At 72.7% G+C, this 16,379-nt stretch carries 16 protein-coding genes and 1 riboswitch; of the genes, 5 read left to right on the forward strand and 11 right to left on the reverse strand.

Going from position 1 to position 16,379, the window contains the following annotated elements:
* Positions 1–76: 76 nt before the first annotated feature.
* Positions 77–1,354: a prenyltransferase/squalene oxidase repeat-containing protein gene (locus VFC33_11780; protein HZR13916.1), complete on the reverse strand. Its 1,278-nt coding sequence runs from the start codon at positions 1,352–1,354 to the stop codon at positions 77–79.
* 77 nt (positions 1,355–1,431) lie between these two features.
* Positions 1,432–1,588, reverse strand: a riboswitch (cobalamin riboswitch).
* 35 nt (positions 1,589–1,623) lie between these two features.
* Here VFC33_11780 and VFC33_11785 point away from each other — a divergent pair.
* From VFC33_11785 to VFC33_11795, 3 genes are read left to right on the forward strand one after another with little or no spacing between them, the layout of a single operon-like run.
* The gene (locus VFC33_11785; GenBank protein ID HZR13917.1) at positions 1,624–2,817 is read left to right on the forward strand and encodes a hypothetical protein; all 1,194 of its coding nucleotides are present in this window, start codon (positions 1,624–1,626) and stop codon (positions 2,815–2,817) included.
* Positions 2,814–4,388 (forward strand): ATP-binding cassette domain-containing protein, encoded by a 1,575-nt coding sequence (locus VFC33_11790; protein ID HZR13918.1) that lies wholly within the window; start codon positions 2,814–2,816, stop codon positions 4,386–4,388. Before VFC33_11785 ends, VFC33_11790 begins: the two co-directional genes overlap by 4 nt.
* Positions 4,385–5,200 (forward strand): ECF transporter S component, encoded by an 816-nt coding sequence (locus tag VFC33_11795; GenBank protein HZR13919.1) that lies wholly within the window; start codon positions 4,385–4,387, stop codon positions 5,198–5,200. Before VFC33_11790 ends, VFC33_11795 begins: the two co-directional genes overlap by 4 nt.
* Here the strand turns inward: VFC33_11795 and VFC33_11800 are convergent.
* The 4 genes from VFC33_11800 to VFC33_11815 all read right to left on the reverse strand — a co-directional run bounded on the left by VFC33_11800 (position 5,188) and on the right by VFC33_11815 (position 10,976).
* Positions 5,188–6,975 (reverse strand): ABC transporter ATP-binding protein, encoded by a 1,788-nt coding sequence (locus VFC33_11800; GenBank protein ID HZR13920.1) that lies wholly within the window; start codon positions 6,973–6,975, stop codon positions 5,188–5,190. The two genes, VFC33_11795 and VFC33_11800, sit on opposite strands and share 13 nt — an antisense overlap.
* The gene (locus VFC33_11805; protein ID HZR13921.1) at positions 6,975–8,747 is read right to left on the reverse strand and encodes an ABC transporter ATP-binding protein; all 1,773 of its coding nucleotides are present in this window, start codon (positions 8,745–8,747) and stop codon (positions 6,975–6,977) included. The genes VFC33_11800 and VFC33_11805 overlap by 1 nt, the downstream gene beginning before the upstream one ends.
* An 89-nt stretch (positions 8,748–8,836) precedes the next feature.
* A complete protein-coding gene (locus VFC33_11810; protein ID HZR13922.1) occupies positions 8,837–9,085 on the reverse strand; it encodes a hypothetical protein in 249 nt (82 codons plus the stop codon).
* Complete coding sequence (locus VFC33_11815) at positions 9,078–10,976, reverse strand: AAA family ATPase (protein ID HZR13923.1); 1,899 nt, start codon at positions 10,974–10,976, stop codon at positions 9,078–9,080. The genes VFC33_11810 and VFC33_11815 overlap by 8 nt, the downstream gene beginning before the upstream one ends.
* A 207-nt stretch (positions 10,977–11,183) precedes the next feature.
* On the opposite strand from VFC33_11815, the gene VFC33_11820 reads away from it, so the two are divergent.
* Positions 11,184–11,636 (forward strand): DUF4395 family protein, encoded by a 453-nt coding sequence (locus VFC33_11820; protein ID HZR13924.1) that lies wholly within the window; start codon positions 11,184–11,186, stop codon positions 11,634–11,636.
* 10 nt (positions 11,637–11,646) lie between these two features.
* The gene (locus VFC33_11825; protein HZR13925.1) at positions 11,647–12,453 is read left to right on the forward strand and encodes a class I SAM-dependent methyltransferase; all 807 of its coding nucleotides are present in this window, start codon (positions 11,647–11,649) and stop codon (positions 12,451–12,453) included.
* A 4-nt stretch (positions 12,454–12,457) separates the two neighbouring features.
* Here the strand turns inward: VFC33_11825 and rfbC are convergent, their stop codons facing one another.
* The 6 genes from rfbC to VFC33_11855 all read right to left on the reverse strand — a co-directional run.
* Positions 12,458–12,994, reverse strand: coding sequence for a dTDP-4-dehydrorhamnose 3,5-epimerase (rfbC, locus tag VFC33_11830; protein ID HZR13926.1), 537 nt, complete (start codon positions 12,992–12,994; stop codon positions 12,458–12,460).
* 20 nt (positions 12,995–13,014) lie between these two features.
* Positions 13,015–13,485: a MauE/DoxX family redox-associated membrane protein gene (locus tag VFC33_11835; GenBank protein HZR13927.1), complete on the reverse strand. Its 471-nt coding sequence runs from the start codon at positions 13,483–13,485 to the stop codon at positions 13,015–13,017.
* A gap of 10 nt (positions 13,486–13,495) precedes the next feature.
* Positions 13,496–14,005: a flavin reductase family protein gene (locus VFC33_11840; protein ID HZR13928.1), complete on the reverse strand. Its 510-nt coding sequence runs from the start codon at positions 14,003–14,005 to the stop codon at positions 13,496–13,498.
* Positions 14,002–14,895 carry an MBL fold metallo-hydrolase gene (locus VFC33_11845; protein HZR13929.1) on the reverse strand — a complete coding sequence of 298 codons (894 nt, stop codon included), beginning with the start codon at positions 14,893–14,895 and terminating at the stop codon, positions 14,002–14,004. The genes VFC33_11840 and VFC33_11845 overlap by 4 nt, the downstream gene beginning before the upstream one ends.
* 59 nt (positions 14,896–14,954) lie before the next feature.
* Positions 14,955–15,824, reverse strand: coding sequence for an ABC transporter permease (locus tag VFC33_11850; GenBank protein HZR13930.1), 870 nt, complete (start codon positions 15,822–15,824; stop codon positions 14,955–14,957).
* The coding region (locus VFC33_11855) for an ATP-binding cassette domain-containing protein (GenBank protein ID HZR13931.1) at positions 15,824–16,379 on the reverse strand (556 nt) is incomplete at its 5' end. The genes VFC33_11850 and VFC33_11855, both read right to left, overlap by 1 nt.

Consider the following 16,379-nt stretch of genomic DNA (forward strand, 5'->3'; position numbering starts at 1 on the left):
GCGGACGTCGCGAGCGCGCCGAGCGCGAGCACGAGGCCCGCCGCGACGCGCAGCGCCGCGACCCGAGGACGCATCCTCATTCCGACGCGAACCGGCGCCGCCGTGACACCGCGAGCGTCGCGATGCCGACACCGATGCACGCGCCACCGATCGCGGCGAGCGGCACGGTGCCGTGCGCGCCCGTGTTCGGCAGCGCGCCCGCCGCGGTGTCGCCGTTCTCGACGGACGCACCCTCGACGCTCGCGCCACTGCCGTTGGCTGGCGCGGCGGTCGCGGGCGTGATCGTCGTCGGCGTCGTCTGGGCCGCGGGCTCGACGCACACCTGCTCGTCGGCACGGTCGACCGGCAGCCACGACAGCAGCAGCGCCTCCACCGTCTGGCTCGTCGCGAACGTGTTGATGCCGAAGCTGTCGTTGGGACTCGCGATGCGGCCGTCGGCCTGCTGCAACGAGCGGAGGAAGACGTCGGGTGCGACGTACGCGGTACCGACCTTGGACCGGTCGAACGTGTCACGCCAGCATGACGTCGACGTGTCGTAGCCCGCCGCCGTGACCGCCATCGTCGCGGTCGACGTCGAGTTCGGGTCGGGCGAGCCGAACGAGCTCCAGCTCCCGTTCGCGTTCTGGTTCGTCGCGAGGAACGTCAGCGCGTGCTGCAGCGCGGGATCGCTCGTCGGCACGCCCGCCGCCACGAGCGCCTGCACCGCCAGCGCGGTCGTGTCGATGTCGATCGTCGTCTTCGTCGGGTCGCCGCTGAAGTCCCAGCCGCCGCTCTGCTCCTGCGCGGCGCGGATGGCGCCGATCGTCGAGGCGGGGACGGATCCGTGGACGAGCTTCCACGCGAGCGCGCCGTAGAGCGTGTCGCTGAACACGCCGAACGACCCGCTCGCGTTCGGCGACCCGAGCCGCGCGACGAGGTCGCTCCCCGACCCGCCGTTGCCCGCCGGGTCGAAGTGCGTGGGGTCGAGCCCGAGCGGCGCGACGACGAGCACGATCAGCTTCCCGGCCGCGCCCGCGCCGATCCCGCTGTCGGCGTACGTGTCGAGCTCGTCGAGGGGGTTCTTGCCGTTCTTCGTGACGGCCTGCACCGCGGCGAGCGCCTCGCTCGTGCTCCACGTGGAGCTGGTCTGCGCCGCCTCCGCGATGGCGAGGACGGCGTCGCGGGTCTCGAACCCCGGCGAGCCTGCGACCTCGAAGCCGCCGTCGGCCTGCTGCTGGGTCTTCAACCAGGCCACGGCCTTGTTCGCGGCCGTCGTGTCGGCCGAGCTGGCCGCGCCGGCGGGCGCGGTGGTCGAGGCGAGCGCGACGAACGTGAGCGCGACGAGAACAGCGGCGAGCAGTCGGGTGCGCGACATGGGACCTCCGCCTGGCCCCGTTCCTCGAGGGCCTTCGGTCGACCGCCTCCGGGGCGGTTCGTGGATACGGCAGCACCGGTCGCCCGGTGAACCGCGGCGGGCATCCTGGCTCGCGACCCCGGTGGTCCCTGTCGCCACCGTGACCGCTCACAGTTGCGGGTCAGCGTCGGTCTCTCACCGACTTCCCCCGCCCCGCCGGATCGCTCCGGCGGGACCGCACGCAACATCCGGGTTGCGCGCGACCGCAGTCGGGTGCGCACCTTAGAGAGATGCCGGCGACGTCGTCAAAGCCGCGCGGTGGTTGGCACGCGGTCACGTGGCTCCTGTGGGGGTGCGCGGCGGCGTGCTGCGTGCAGATCGCGCCCAACCCGGCGTACGTCGTGCTCGTCATCGCGCTCGCCGCACTGGTGGTCGAGCTCGACGGCGGGCACAGCCCGTACGCGCGCGCGTTCCCCGCGCTCGTCGCCGTCGGCGTGGTCTTCGCGCTCATCCGCGTGGTGCTCGCGGTCGCGACGACGCACGGGCTCGGCCACGTGCTGTTCACGACGCCGGCCGTCACCCTCCCGAAGATGTTGGGCGGTTTCACGGTCGGCGGGACGGTCGAGCTCCCGGTCATCCTGCAGTCCGCGTCCGAGGGCTTCGCCATCGTCGGGATCATGGCGGTCTTCGGTGCGTTCAACGCGGTCGCGTCGCACTACGAGCTCGTGCAGTCGGCACCGCGCGCGTTCCACGAGCTCGGACTCGTCGTGACGGTCGCGCTCGCCTTCGTGCCGTCGACCGTCCTCGCCGTGCGCGATGTCCGCGAGGCGGACCGGGCGCGCACCGGCGGGCGCCGGGTGGCGCGGCGAGGTCGTGTGCTGCGGACGGTGCTGCCGGTGCTGGAGAGCGGTTTGGAGCGCGCGGTCGCGCTGTCGGAGTCGATGGAGTCGCGGGGCTTCGCGCGCGAACGCGCGGCGCGCAGCGACCGGGCTGCGGCGTGGTGCGGGCTGGGCGCGCTGGTCGCGCTCGCGGGCGCGTTCGTCGCGCTCGTCGGGCGTGCGTCCGGTGCGGCCGGGCTGCTCGGCGCGCTGGGGTGCGGCGCGATGGTCGCGGCCGTGCTGCTCGCGTCGTCGGCGTCGTCGCGGTCTCGCTACCGGCCTCGCCGCATGACCGCGCGCGACTGGACCGTCGTCGCGTGCTCGATGTGCGCGCCGGTCGCGCTGGGGCTGCTGTCGCTCGCCGGCGACTCCAGCCTCGTGTGGTCGACGAGCCCGTTGCGCTGGCCCGTCTTCCACGTTCTGCCAGGGCTCGCGCTCCTCCCGCTCGCGGCGCCGGTGGTCGTCGCCCCCTCCCGGCGAATCGCCGGGCGATTCGCCGCGAGTGCGACGCTGAGCAGGGCCGACGCGTTGAGCGAGCGAGCCGAGAGGCGAGCGGAAGCGTGGCCCAGCGGCCCGGCGCCGCAGGCGCCAGGAGCGAAGACGTGAGCGGCGTCGCTTTTCGGGCGTTGTCGTTCGCCTACCCGGACGCCGTCGCGCCCGCCCTCGACGGCGTCGACCTCGCCGTCGCGGCCGGCGAGGTGCTGCTCGTCGTGGGCGCCTCGGGATCGGGCAAGAGCACGCTGCTGCGCGCGACCAACGGCCTGGTCCCGCACGCGAGCGGCGGTCGGTTCCGCGGCGACGTCGTCGTGGCGGGACGGTCGACGCGCACGTCGAAGCCGCGCGACCTCGCGGACGTCGTCGGGTTCGTGCACCAGGATCCCGAGGCGCAGTTCGTGATCGACCACGTCGAGGCGGACGTCGCGTTCGCGCTCGAGAACCTGGCGTTCGACGACGCCGCCATGCGACGCCGCGTCGAGGAGGTGCTCGACGCGCTCGGCGTCGCGCACCTGCGCGACCGGTCGCCCGCGACGCTGTCCGGCGGCGAGCGTCAACGCTGCGCGCTCGCGGGCGCGCTCGCGACCGCACCGGCGGTGCTGGTCCTCGACGAGCCGACGTCGCAGCTCGACCCGCAAGGTGCCGACGACGTGTTCGCGGCCATCTCGCGCCTCAACACGGACCTCGGTACGACGGTGCTGCTCGCGGAGCACCGGCTCGAGCGCGCCGCGCCGATGGCCGACCGCGCGGTCGTCGTCGAGCGCGGCCGCGTGTCCTCGCAGCCGGACACGCCGGCGCGGGTGCTCGGCGCCTATCCGGGTGCGCCCGCCGTAACACGACTGGGGCGCGTCCTGGGCTGGGATCCGCTGCCCTTGACAGTGCGCGACGCGCGCGCGCTCGCCGCACGGACAGCCGTGGCACCGCACACCGACCGCGCGCCTCGTGCACGCGCCGCGCCGGGCGACGTCCTCGCCGAGACGCAGGACGTCCGCGTCGAGCTCGGCGGGCGCGAGGTGCTCCACGGCATCGACGTCGCGGTCCGGCGCGGCGAGGTCGTCGCGCTGCTCGGCCGCAACGGTGCGGGAAAGACGACGCTGCTGCGCGCGCTCGCGCAGCTGCTCACGCCGAGCGGTGGCGCGGTCCGCCGGGACGGAACCGTCGCGTACGTGCCCCAGGACCCGAACACGCTGCTGTTCGCCCCGACCGTCCGACGTGAGCTCGTCGAGACGTTGCGCCTCCTCGGCCGGCGCGACGAGGGCGCGGTCGACCACTGGCTCGACGCGCTCGGACTCGCCACGGTCGCGGAGCGCCACCCGCGCAGCCTGAGTGGCGGCGAGCGCCAGCGCGTCGCGGTCGGCGCGGTCGCGGTGGGCGGCGCGGAGCTGCTCCTGCTCGACGAGCCGACGCGCGGGATGGACGCGCCCTCCCACGCCGCGCTCGAGCACGCGATCGCCCAGCACGCCGAACGCGGCGGCGCGGTCGTGCTCGCGACCCACGACGTCGAGCTCGCCGCGCGAGTCGCGACACGCGCGGTCGTCCTCGGCGACGGCGACATCGTCGCGGACGGTGACGCGCACGACGTCCTTGCCGGCTCGCTGTTCGCACCGCAGGTGCTGCGCGTCCTCCCGCCGTTTCTCACCGTCGAGGACGTCGCGGCCGCGTGTGTGGAGGTCGCTCCGTGAGCGTGCGCGGGCGGCCGGTCGTGGTGTACGCGCTGATGCTCGTCGTGGGCTCGGCCGCGTTCCTGTACCCGTTCTGGCTGCCGAGCGAGGCGGTCCCGAACCAGGCGCACAGCGGCGACGCGCCGCTCGTCGCCGCGGTCGTCGGTGCGCTCGTGGTCGTCGCGGTCGCGCTCGAGGTGCGTCGCGGCACCATGAACGGCGCGACGATCGCGCTGCTCGGCGTGTTGAGCGCGATCTGCGGACTGCTCCGACTGCTCGAGCTGCCCGGCGGCGGCAACGGGATCTTCTTCCTCGCGGTGCTCGCGGGCGTCGCCTTCGGGCCCCGCTTCGGCCTGCTGCTCGGGCTGTGCGCGATGGCGGTGTCGGCCGTCATCACCGGCGGGATCGGCCCGTGGTTGCCGTTCCAGATGCTCGGGCTCGCGTGGATGACGGGCGGCGCGGGGCTGCTCGGTCGCGTCACCGCGACGACGCGCCCGCGCACCGAGGTGATCGTCGTCGCGGTGTACGGCTGGTGCTGGGGCTTCCTCTACGGGGCGATCATGAACCTCTGGTTCTGGCCCTTCGAGCGCGACATGGGCCCGCTGTCGTGGCAGCCGGGCATGGGGCTCGGCACGACGCTGCACCACTACTGGTCGTTCTACGTCGCGACGTCACTCGGGTGGGACGCCGCCGGCGCGATCGTCAACGCGGTGCTGATCCTCGTGCTCGGCGTCCCGTTGCTCCGCACGCTGCGCCGGTTCGCGCACCGGCTCGAGCCGGTCGTCGAGCTGGAACCCGACGACACGGCGTCGGCCCGCGTTCAGGCCGCGTGACCGGCCATCCACGACGCGTAGAGACGCGCGTACCGGCCGCCGCGCGCGACGAGCTCGTCGTGGGAGCCGAGCTCCACGAGCCGGCCGTCGTCAACGACCGCGATCCGGTCCGCGCGCGCCGCGGTCGACAGGCGGTGCGCGACGACCACGACCGTCCGTCCCTCCGTGAGCTGCTCGAGCGCGCGCTCGACGGTGCGCTCGGTCCCGGGGTCGAGGTTCGAGGTCGCCTCGTCGAGCACGAGCACGGTCGGATCGGCGAGCGCGGCGCGCACGAGTGACACGAGCTGGCGCTCGCCCGCGGACAGTCGCGACCCGCGCTCACGGACCTCGGTGTCGAGACCTTCGGGGAGCTCCTCGAACCGCTCGCGCAGGTCGAGCGCGTCGACGGCGGCTTCGATCTCGGCGTCGGTCGCGTCGGGCTTGCCGATCCGGATGTTGTCGCGCACCGTGCCGGCGAACAGGAACCCCTCCTGCGGGACGACGACGATCCGCTCGCGCAGCGACCGCAGCGACGCGTGGCGCAGGTCGACGCCGCCGAAGCGCACCTCGCCGTCACGCGGGTCGTAGAACCGCACGAGGAGCTTGGCGAGGGTGGACTTCCCGGCGCCCGTCGGACCGACGAGCGCGAGCCGCTCGCCCGGCGCGACCCGCAGCGTGACGTCGCGCAGGACGAGGTCGCCGATCCCCTCGCCGTCGCGTGAGCCGTACGCGAAGGACACCCGCGACACCTCGAGCGCCCCGGAGTCGGGCAGCTCGACCGGGTCGTCGGGCTCGTCGATCGTGGTCTGCACGTCGAGAAGGCCGAACACCTTGTACAGGCCGGCCCCCGCCTGCTGCACGGTGTTGTACTGCTGGCTCAGCTGCTGGATCGGGTCGAACAGGTTGTTGAGGTAGAGGACGAACGCGGCGATCGTGCCGACGCTGACCCCCCACCCCAGCGCGTGGAACCAGCCGCCGAGCCCGATGATGAGCGCGATCCCGACGACGCCCGTGAACTCCACCGCCGGGAAGTACGTCGACGAGATCCGCACCGTCTCCATGTGCGCGTCGAACTGCGCCTCGTTCGTGTTCCAGAAGCGCCGCGTCCACGCGCGTTCGCGCGCGAACGCCTGTACGACCCGCACGCCCGCGAGCCCCTCCTGCAGCGTCGCCATGTTCGTGCCGATCCGGTCGCGCACCTCGAGATACGCGCGGTTCGACTCGCGGCGGAACCACGCGGTCGCCCACGCGAGCGGCGGGACGAGCACGAGCGTGCAGGCCGCGAGCAGCGGGCTCAGCGCGAGGACTGCGATGACCGCGCCGACGAACAGCAGCGCGTTCTGGACGATCGACACGAGACCTTGCGACACGAGGTCCTGGAGCGAGTCGATGTCGGACGTCATGCGGGCGACCAGCTGGCCCGTCTTCTCCCGCTCGTAGAAGTCCATGCCCAGGTCCGTCAGGTGACGGAACACCCCGACCCGCAGATCGCGGAGGAACGTCTCCGCGACGCGGGTGACCGACCAGATCACCTGACGGCCGAGCGCGAGCCCCAGCAGCGCGACGACCAGGAACATCGCCGCGGCGGCGTCGAGCGCGCCCGCATTGTGCTTGTTGAGACCGGCGTCGATGCCGCGTCCGACGAGCGCGGGCCCCGCGAGCAGGCATGCGGCCTGGCCGACGAGCAGCACCACCGCGACGACGATCGACCGCCGGTAGGGGCGGAGCAGGCGCGCCGTCCGCCGGACGACGTGGCGCGCCTCGTCGCGCGTGAGCGTCTCGTCGCGGCCCGCCATCAGCCGGCTGCTTCCAGCTCGTCGCGCGACGGACGCTCGGTCGCGGCTGCGAGCACGCGCCGGTACGCGGGCGACGTCGCGAGCAGCTCGTCGTGCGTGCCCTCCGCGGCGACGCGGCCGCCTTCGAGGAGCACGACCCGATCGGCGAGGGCGACCGTCGCGGGGCGGTGGGCGATGATCAACGTCGTCCGCCCGGCCATGACCTCGCGCAGCGCGGCCCGGATCTCGTGCTCCTTCGTCGGGTCGACCGACGACGTCGCGTCGTCCAGGATGAGCACACGCGGCTCGGCGAGCACCGCGCGCGCGATCGCGACGCGCTGCCGCTGCCCGCCGGAGAGCCCGTAGCCCTGCTCGCCGACCACCGTGTCGTAGCCGTCGGGCAGGTGCTCGACGAAGCCCGACGCGCCCGCGAGGTCGGCCGCACGACGAACGGCGTCCATGCTCGCCTCGGGATCGGCGAACGCGATGTTCTCGCGCACGGTGTCGGAGAAGAGGAACGTGTCCTCGAAGACGATGCCGACCGCGCGCCGCAGGTCGCGCACCTTCACGTCGCGCACGTCGACGCCGTCGAGCAGCACGCGGCCGCCGTCGACGTCGTAGAAGCGCGGGACGAGCCGCGCGACCGTCGACTTCCCCGAGCCCGTCGCGCCGACGAGCGCGACGGCCTCGCCACCGCGGATCACGAGGTCGAGCCCGTCGAGCACGTGGCGACCGCCGCCGTACCCGAAGGACACGCCTTCGAAGCGCAGCTCCCCGGGGCCGTCCGGCAGCCCGTGCGCGCCCGGCCGGTCGCGGATCTCCGGCTCGGTGACGAGGATCTCGTGGATGCGACCCGCGGCGGCCGACGCGCGCGACGCCTGCGCGAGCAGCATCCCGAACATCCGCATGGGCCAGATCAGCATGAGGATGTAGAAGTTGAACGCGACGATCTGGCCGACGGCCATGTGGCCCTGCAACACGAGGTGCCCGCCGTACCAGAGGATCACGACCAGGCTGAGCTGGGGCAGGAAGTCGACCAGGGGCAGGAACCACGCGCGCAGCCGCGCGGCTTCGAGCGAGCGGTCCAGGACGGACCCGGCCTCCGCCGCGAGCTTGTCGCGCTGCGTCCGCTCCGCGCCGAAGCCCTTCACGACGCGCACGCCCGCGACGCTCTCCTCGACGACCCCCGACAGATCGGCGAGCTCCTCCTGCAGATGGAGGCTGACCGGCTGGATCTTGCGGGTGAACCGCTGCGCGGCGATGTTCAGCAAGGGCAGCGCGCCGAGCGCGAGCAACGCGAGGATCCAGTTCGTCGCCACGAGGATGACCGCGACGGCGAGGAGCTGCAGCACGCTCGCGATGCTGAGCGGGATGAGGATGACCACCGGCTCGATCTGCTGGATGTCGGTGACGGCGCGCGCCATCAGCTGACCGGTCTGCGCCTGGTCGTGGAACGAGAAGTGCAGGAGCTGCAGGCGCGCGAAGAGTTGATGGCGGAGGTCCGCCTCGGTGCGCAGCGAGATGCGGAACGCGCAGTAGCGCCGCAGCGACGTGCCGATCGCCTGCAGCACCCCGACCGCGCACGCGATGCCGACGTAGGTGGCCGTCGTGCCCGAGTCGCCGGTCTTGATGCCCTGGTCGATCGCGGCCGCGGCGAGCAACGGCACGGTGATCTTCGCCGCGGCCCACATCGCGCCCGCCCCGACGCCGCCCAACAGCCATCCGAGCTGGGGCCGCACCGTGGCGGCCATGAGACGCCAACCGGCCCGGCGGGCCGCGCGCTCGCTGTCCACTGCTCTCCCCCGCGTGCCCGTCGGGTCGCCAGGGATCGATCGGGCCGCCGGACGAACCTACCAGGGCGCCACGAATCACTACACCTGGGTTATTCGCGCACGTCCAGCTCGGCGAGCATCTCGGCGATCGCGTCGTGGTCGCAGTCGTCGTCGGTGGTGACCGCGAACACGGCCGCGCGTCCACCGTCGACCGTGATCGCGCGCGCGATCGCGCCGGCACGCGTCAACGCGTCGTCACCGGACGCGGCGAGCACGACGAGCTCGCCCTCGGCTGCGTGCGCGAGCGCAACGTCGCGCGCGTCCGCGCGACGGACGTCGATCACGCGCGGGTCAGTCATGCGCCGCGGCACGCAGCACGTCGACGATCTCGTCGCCGACGAGCTCCTCGCGCTCCAGCAGCGCGTCGCGCAGCGCGACGACGAGGTGACGGTGCTCGTCGAGCAGCGCGCGCACCTCGGCCTTCGCCTGGTTGAGGATGCGCTCCACGGCGGAGCGGCCCTCCTCGTCGCCGACGACCTTCGCGACGATCCCCTGGCTGATCGGCCCGGGCTCGATCGCGTCGAAGGACACGAGCGAACCGGCCATGCCGAACGACCCGACCATCTGCGCGGCGACGCGGGTCGCGGCGGCCAGGTCGCCGCCGGGCCCGGTGCCCGACTCGCCGAAGAACAGCTCCTCGGCCGTCATGCCGCCGAAGCTGATCTGGATCGCGGCGACGAGCTCGGTCCGCGTCCGGGTGAAGCGCTCCTCCGCGTCGGAGTGCGCGAGCAGGCCGAGCGCGTCACGCCGCTTGATGATCGACAGGACCTCGAGCTTGCGCCCGCGTCCGATGAGGTAGGCGACGACCGCGTGACCCGCCTCGTGCGTCGCGATCGTCCGCTTCTCCTCGTCCGTGTACTCGACGGGCTGCTTCAGGCCGATCTCCTCGGTGAGCTTGGCCTGCTGCACGTCCTCCCACGTCATCGCGTCCCGGCGGTCGCGCAGCGCCCACACGAGCGCCTCGTCGAAGAGGTGCTCGATCATCACCGGCGAGTAGCCGAACGTCATCGCGGCGAGCTGGTCGCGACGGTCGTCGCGGTCGAGCTCGGGGTCGTGGGCCTTCCTGCCGACGTAGTAGTCGATGATCTCGCGCCGCCCCGAGCGCGACGGGAGGTCGAAGTGGATCGACCGGTCGAAGCGACCCGGCCGGAGGAGCGCGGAGTCGAGGTCGGCGGCGCGGTTCGTCGCACCGATCACGAGGATGTTGGGCGACGCCGCCGGTCGCTTGACGAACTGGTGGTTCGACGGCAGGAACCGGTTGAACCAGTCGACCGCGATGCCGCGCACGCGACGGCCGAACGTCGGCTCGTCGAACGACTGGAGCTGCACGAGGAGCTCGTTCACGACGCCCGTGATGCCCTCGCGTCCGTCGACGCGCTCGACGCGCATCCACGCGGGCTCGCCGTCGGGTGTCTCGCCGAGCGCGACCGCGCTCGACGACCGCATGCCGCTGCGCGCGCCCGCGATCGCGTCGATCTCCTCGATGAACCCGATCGCGCCGCCTTCGCGCCGGGCCGCCTTGCGCAGCTGCTTGAAGAACGCACGGATCTTGCGGTTCGTCTGCCCGTAGTACATGGACTGGAACGCGCTGGCGGACACGAACAGGAACGGCACGCCCGCTTCGCGGGCCATCGCCTTCGCCATGTGCGTCTTGCCCGTGCCGGGCGGGCCCTCGAACAGGATCGCCTTGCGCGGGTTGCCGCCCATCCGCTCGCGGAACGTGCGGTACGCGAGGAACAGGTTGAGCGTCTTGACGACCTCGTCCTTCACCACGCCGAGCCCGACGACGTCGTCGAAGCCCACGGGGATCTCGCTCGGTCGGAACGTCACGTGCGGCGAGCGGCCCGCCGCGGCCATCGGAACGGCGAGCACGAGGCCGAGCACGACGATCAGCAGCAGACCCGGCAGGTAGTCGTGGAACCCGGCCGGCAGGCTGATGTCGGGCCAGCCGAGATGGACGGGCCGGCCGACGGCGATGCGCCACCACGCGTACCCGGCGAACGGCGTCAGCGCGAGGAGGATGCGCCCGATCCGCCGGCGCCGGCTGCGCTCCCGCTGCCGCGCGACGTCGCCGAGCGACCCGCCGAGGACCTCACCCCGGCCGAGGAGCCGGACGTCGATCGTCCGATCGCGTCCGTACAGCGACGGCACGGAGACCTCATCGGCAGTTTTGTCGAATTCATCGAGCATTCGGACCGTTCCTCGACCACTCTGGGTCGACTCCGCTCCGGCGTCCCGGCCATCCGGCCACGCCTTCGCTTCGTCTCGACCGCTCTGGGTCGACTCCGCTCCGGCGTCCCGGCCATCCGGCCACGCCTTCGCTTCGTCTCCGGCCACTCTCCGGCGCCGTTTCGTGACCTTATGCGACACCTTTGCCCCCACGGGTAGGGTCCGGCGGTGAGCCGTCTCCCGCCCGGCCACGAGCCACCGCCGAGCCGCCCGGGTGACCGCTTCGACGCCCGGATCGGCCGCGCGCAGCAGGCCGCGACGGCGGTCGCGCTGCTCGCCGGGTTCGCGTTCCGGGCCGACTCGATGATCCCGATCTGGACCCTCGTCCTCGGCGTCGACGCCCTCGCCGGCCCCCGGCTGGGCCCGCTGGCCCGGCTCTATCGCCTGACCCTCGCCGGCCGCCTCGGTCCGGCGCGGGCGACCCACGAACCCGGGCGGCTGCGGACGAACGCGCTCCCCGAGGTGGTCGTCCTGCTGGTCGCGTCGGGGGTGTACGTGCTCGGCGTCACCGCGCTCGCGTGGGTGCTGGCGCTCGTCGTGGCGGCCGCGGCGGCGTACTCGGCGGTGACGGACGCGTGCGTCGGATGCGAGATCCACCGCTGGCACAACCGCGCGCGCTGACATGGTCGGCATGAATGCCCGATCCCTGTCTGTTGGCGCGCCCACTTCCCGGTCGACCACGCGACCCGCTCCGCGCGATCCGTTCGACGACGCCGACGCGCGAGAGCTCCGCTCGGCGGAGTCCGCCCTGCCCATCCTGTTCGAGCTGCACCGGCCGACGTCCGTGCTGCACGTCGGCTGCGGGAACGGTGCGTGGCTGAGCTGGTTCGAGCGCTACGGCGTCGACGACTGCACGGGCGTCGCGCTCGCGCATCCCGCGGACGGTCTCACCCACGTGGCACGCGATCGCGTCGTCGTAACCGACGTGCGCGCCCCGTTCGACCTGGGCCGTCGCTTCGATCTCGTCGTCGCGCTGGAGCTCGCGTCGCGCCTCCCCGCGCGCGACGGCGACGTGCTCGTCGACAACCTCGTCCGTCACGGCGACATGGTGCTGTTCTCCGCGGCGGTGCCGGGCCAGCCCGGCCCACACCACGTCAACGCGCAGTGGCCGCAGTACTGGATGGAGCGGTTCGACCGGCGCGGGTTCGTGTGCGTCGACGCGATGCGACCCCGGTGGTGGAACGTCGAGTCGATCGACTGGTCGTACCGGCAGAACACGTTCCTCGTCGTCTCCGAGGTCCGGCTCGCGCACTCGGCGCGCCTGCGCCTCGAGCACGAGGTGCACGCGCAGTCCCCCGTCGCGATGATCCACCCGGAGTGCTGGCTCGACGTGCACGGCCCCGACGCGCCGGTCGTCGCGGTCGAGCCGACCGCGACGGTGAAGCGCAACCGGCGCACCCGGCGCGCCGCGCGCCTGCTCCACCGGCGCGCACCCTGACCGCCTACCCGGGGCGCAGCCCGGGAGGGATGTCGTCGCGGCGCGGGTTCTGCTCGTCCCGACGTGACAGCAACGGCGTGCGCGTCGGCCAGTCGATCGCGAGTGCCGGATCGTCCCACGCGACGCCGAGCTCGTCCTCGGGGTCGTAGTAGCGGTCGACGAGATAGGTGATCGTCAGATCGGTGATCGCGCAGAACCCGTGCGCGACGCCGGGCGGGATGTAGACGCCGCGGTGGTCGCCGTCGCCGAGCTCGAGCGTGAGCGACGTGCCGTCGGTCGCCGACGACGCGCGCAGGTCGTGCAGCGCGACGAGCGCGCGTCCCGCGGGGACGTACCAGTAGTCGGCCTGGTGCAGGTGGTAGTGCAGGCCGACGAGGCAGCCGGCCTTCCGGTCGGCCCGGTTCGCCTGGACCATCGCCGGGGTGCCGGGGAGCCACTCCTGGCGGTACGTCTCGACGAACAGGCCGCGGTCGTCCGCGAAGACCTTCGGCTCGACGATCACGACGCCGTCGATGACGGTGGACGGGATGACGTTGGCCACGGCGCGGGAGCCTGCTCTGCTCAGGTCGTCAGGATCAACACCGCCGACACGACGACGAGCGGCGCGACCAGCCAACCGAGGTGCGCGAGGCCGTCAGTGGTGCCGGTGGCGAGGACCGCGATCGCGAGCAGCCAGGCGTTGCGGACGAGCGCGCGCGCCGACATCGGACGCGTGCTGAGCGAGCCGAAGCAGCGGCACGGCTCGGTCGTGCCCCGCTGCAGCTCCGCGACGACGACACCGGTGAACAGCGCGAACGCGGCGATCGCGAGCCAGACCGGCCAGCGCGACGACACACCGAGCACGAGCGCGGACACCACGAGCTCCGCGACCGGCACGGCCGCCGCGGCCGCGGGCGCCATCGAGGCGGGGACGCCGAAGCCCGCGAGCTGCCGCTCGCTCCCGCGCCACGCGACGAGCTTCGCGAGCCCCGAGCACGCGAGGACGACGCCGATCGTCAGGCGGGCGGCGGCGGCGAGCGACCCCGCGCTCACACCTCGTCGCTTACGGCACGAGGCGCCCGTAGGTGCCGCGGTAGAAGACGAGCGGACCCGCGTCGGCCGTCACCCCGAGCTCCAGCACGCGGCCCACGACGATGACGTGGTCCCCACCCTCGTACTCGGCCCACATGTCGCAGTCGACGTACGCGTGCACGTCGTGCAGGACGGGCGACCCGGCCGCGCTCGGGCGCCAGCCCGCGGCCGCGAACCGGTCGATGCCCTTCTGCGAGAAGAGCCGGCACAGCTCTTCCTGGTGCTCGTCGAGGATGTTCACCGTGAACTGGCGCGCCTTGCGGATGCGGGGCCAGGTCGTCGACGTCTTCGCGGCGCAGAAGAGCACGAGCGGCGGGTCGAGCGACACCGACGTGAACGAGTTCGCGGCCATGCCGACCGGTTCGCCGTCGTCCATCGCGGTGACGATCGTGACACCCGTCGCGAAGTGACCCAGCACCGCGCGGAAACTGTCCGCGTCCGGCGTGAGCACCCGATCCGCCGGCTCCGTCGCCTCCGTCACACCCGACTCCTCGCGCCGACGGGCACGCGCAGCGCGACGCGCATGCCCTCGTGCGCAGCGACGATCTCCGGACCGCCGAGCCGGGACGACAGGTCACACGCGACGTCGCGCATGCGATCGACCTGGTCGTCGTCGTGGACCGGGTCGTGGTGGAAGAGCGCGAGCGTGCGCGCGCCCGACTCCCGCGCGACGTGCACGGCGTAGTCGGCGGTGCAGTGCCCGAAGTGCGGCTTCAGCGCGAACTCCTCGGGCGTGTGCTGCGCGTCGTGGATCAGGAGGTCGACGCCGTCGCACAGCTCGAGCACCTCGGACGGCACGTGGTCGACCGGCATGTCCGGACAGCAACCCTGCCCGTGGTCCGAGATGTACGCGACGGACGCGCCGTCGACGTCGACACGGAAGCCGAGCGCGGGGTCGGTGTGGCGCACCCAGCACGACCGCACGCGCAACCCGCCGCGCGTGAAGTCGTCGTTGCCGATGCCGGTGAACGCGACCTCGCCCTCGAGGTCGTGGGGGCGGATCGGGAAGTAGGGCGGTCGCATGACGCCCGCGAACACGTCGCCGAGGGATCCCTCCCGCTGCGCGGGGCCGTAGACGTCGAGCCCGGCGTCGACGCTGCCGAGCGGTGCGAAGAACGGCAGGCCCTGGATGTGGTCCCAGTGCAGGTGCGTGAGGAGCGCGATGGCCTGGTAGTGCGCGTCGAGGCCGGCGTCGCGCAGATCGGTGCCGTAGGTGCGCAGCCCGGTCCCGAGGTCGAACACGACCGGGGCCCGCCCCACCGCCTCGAGCACCACGCACGACGTGTTGCCGCCGTAGCGCGCGATCCCGGGCCCGTCACACGGAGTCGACCCCCGGACGCCGTAGAAATGCACGTTGACGCCGCCGGGCACGGGGGGAGGATACCCATCCTCCTCGGGAGCCCCAACTGCCGGGTGCACGTCGTCGTCGGTCAGCTGAGCACCCGGCGGCGGAAGCCCTTGATCCCGAGGTAGAGCAGGCCGGCGGTGAACGCGAGCATCACGCCGTAGACCACCCACAGGCTCATGTGCGGGCTCTTCGTGAGCGCGGCGCGGAAGCCCTCGCAGATGTAGACGAGCGGGTTGAGCGTGACGAGCCACTTCAACCAGGAGAAGCCGCCGATCTTGATCGGCTCCAGGCTCGTCCACGGGTAGTAGATCGCGCCGAGGAACGTGATCGGGATGAGGATCACGCCGAAGAGGATCGGGACCTGGCGGGGGTCGAAGCGCGTGCCGAACGTCAGCCCGAACGACGCCGACAGCACGCACGCGAGCGGCGTCAGCGTGAGCAGCACCGGCCAGTCGATGTGGAGGTGGACCGGTGTCGCGGGGACGACCGCGGCGATCGGGAACACCAGCAGCGCGGAGAACAGGCCGCTGAGCGCGCCGGCCACGACCTTGCCCGCGGCAACCATCCACACGGGCATCGGCGCCATGACGCGGTCCTCGATCTCCTTCGTGTAGCCGAACTCCTGCACCATCGGCAGCGCGACCTGCTGGATGCCCTGGAACAGGATCGACATGCCGACCACACCCGCGACCAGCGTCGTGGAGAACGCGGCGGCCGACGCGCCCGCGCCGCCGATCCCCTGTCCGATCTTCGGGAACACGAACGTGAACACGAAGACGAGGAGGAAGGGCTGCAGCACGGTGCGCGGGATGAACTCCCCGAGGTTCTTGCGCTGCACGGTGAGGTCGCGCAACAGCAAGGCCTTGAACGCGGTCAACGCGGCGGCGCGCGTGGGACGGAGCTCGCGCGCGGTGCCCGGCGAGGTGGTGGTGGTCACTGCGGTCGTGGTCATCAGTCGCGCAGGTCCTTTCCGGTGAGCTGGATGAAGACGGTCTCGAGCGTCGGCTCCGACACCGAGACGTCGTTGATCGTGAAGCCACCGCGCTCGGCCGTCGCGATCACGTCACGCAGCGCCGAGCGCGAGCCGCGCTCGCTGAGGCGCACCGACCCGTCGACGACGCGCGCGCCCGTCACCCCGCCGACCGACTGCTCGAGCAATCGCGCGAGACCGTCGAGGTCGCCGTCCGCGGTGATCGTGATCAACGTGTCGGCGTCGATCGAGCGCTTGAGCGCGGCGGGCGTGTCGAGCGCGAGCAGGTGGCCGTGGTCCACGATCGCGAGCCGGTCGCACAGCTGGTCGGCCTCCTCCATGTAGTGGGTCGTGAGCAGGACCGTCGTGCCCGACTCCTGGCGGAGGCTCAGCACGCGATCCCACAGGTCGCCGCGGGCGATGGGGTCGAGGCCGATCGTCGGCTCGTCCAGGATGAGCAGCCGCGGCCGATTCAGGATCGCCTGACCCACTTCCAGTCGGCGGACCATGCCGCCGGAGTACTGCCGCACCAGGCGA

Source organism: Acidimicrobiia bacterium (genome assembly GCA_035651955.1).
GTDB lineage: Bacteria > Actinomycetota > Acidimicrobiia > IMCC26256 > JAMXLJ01 > JAMXLJ01.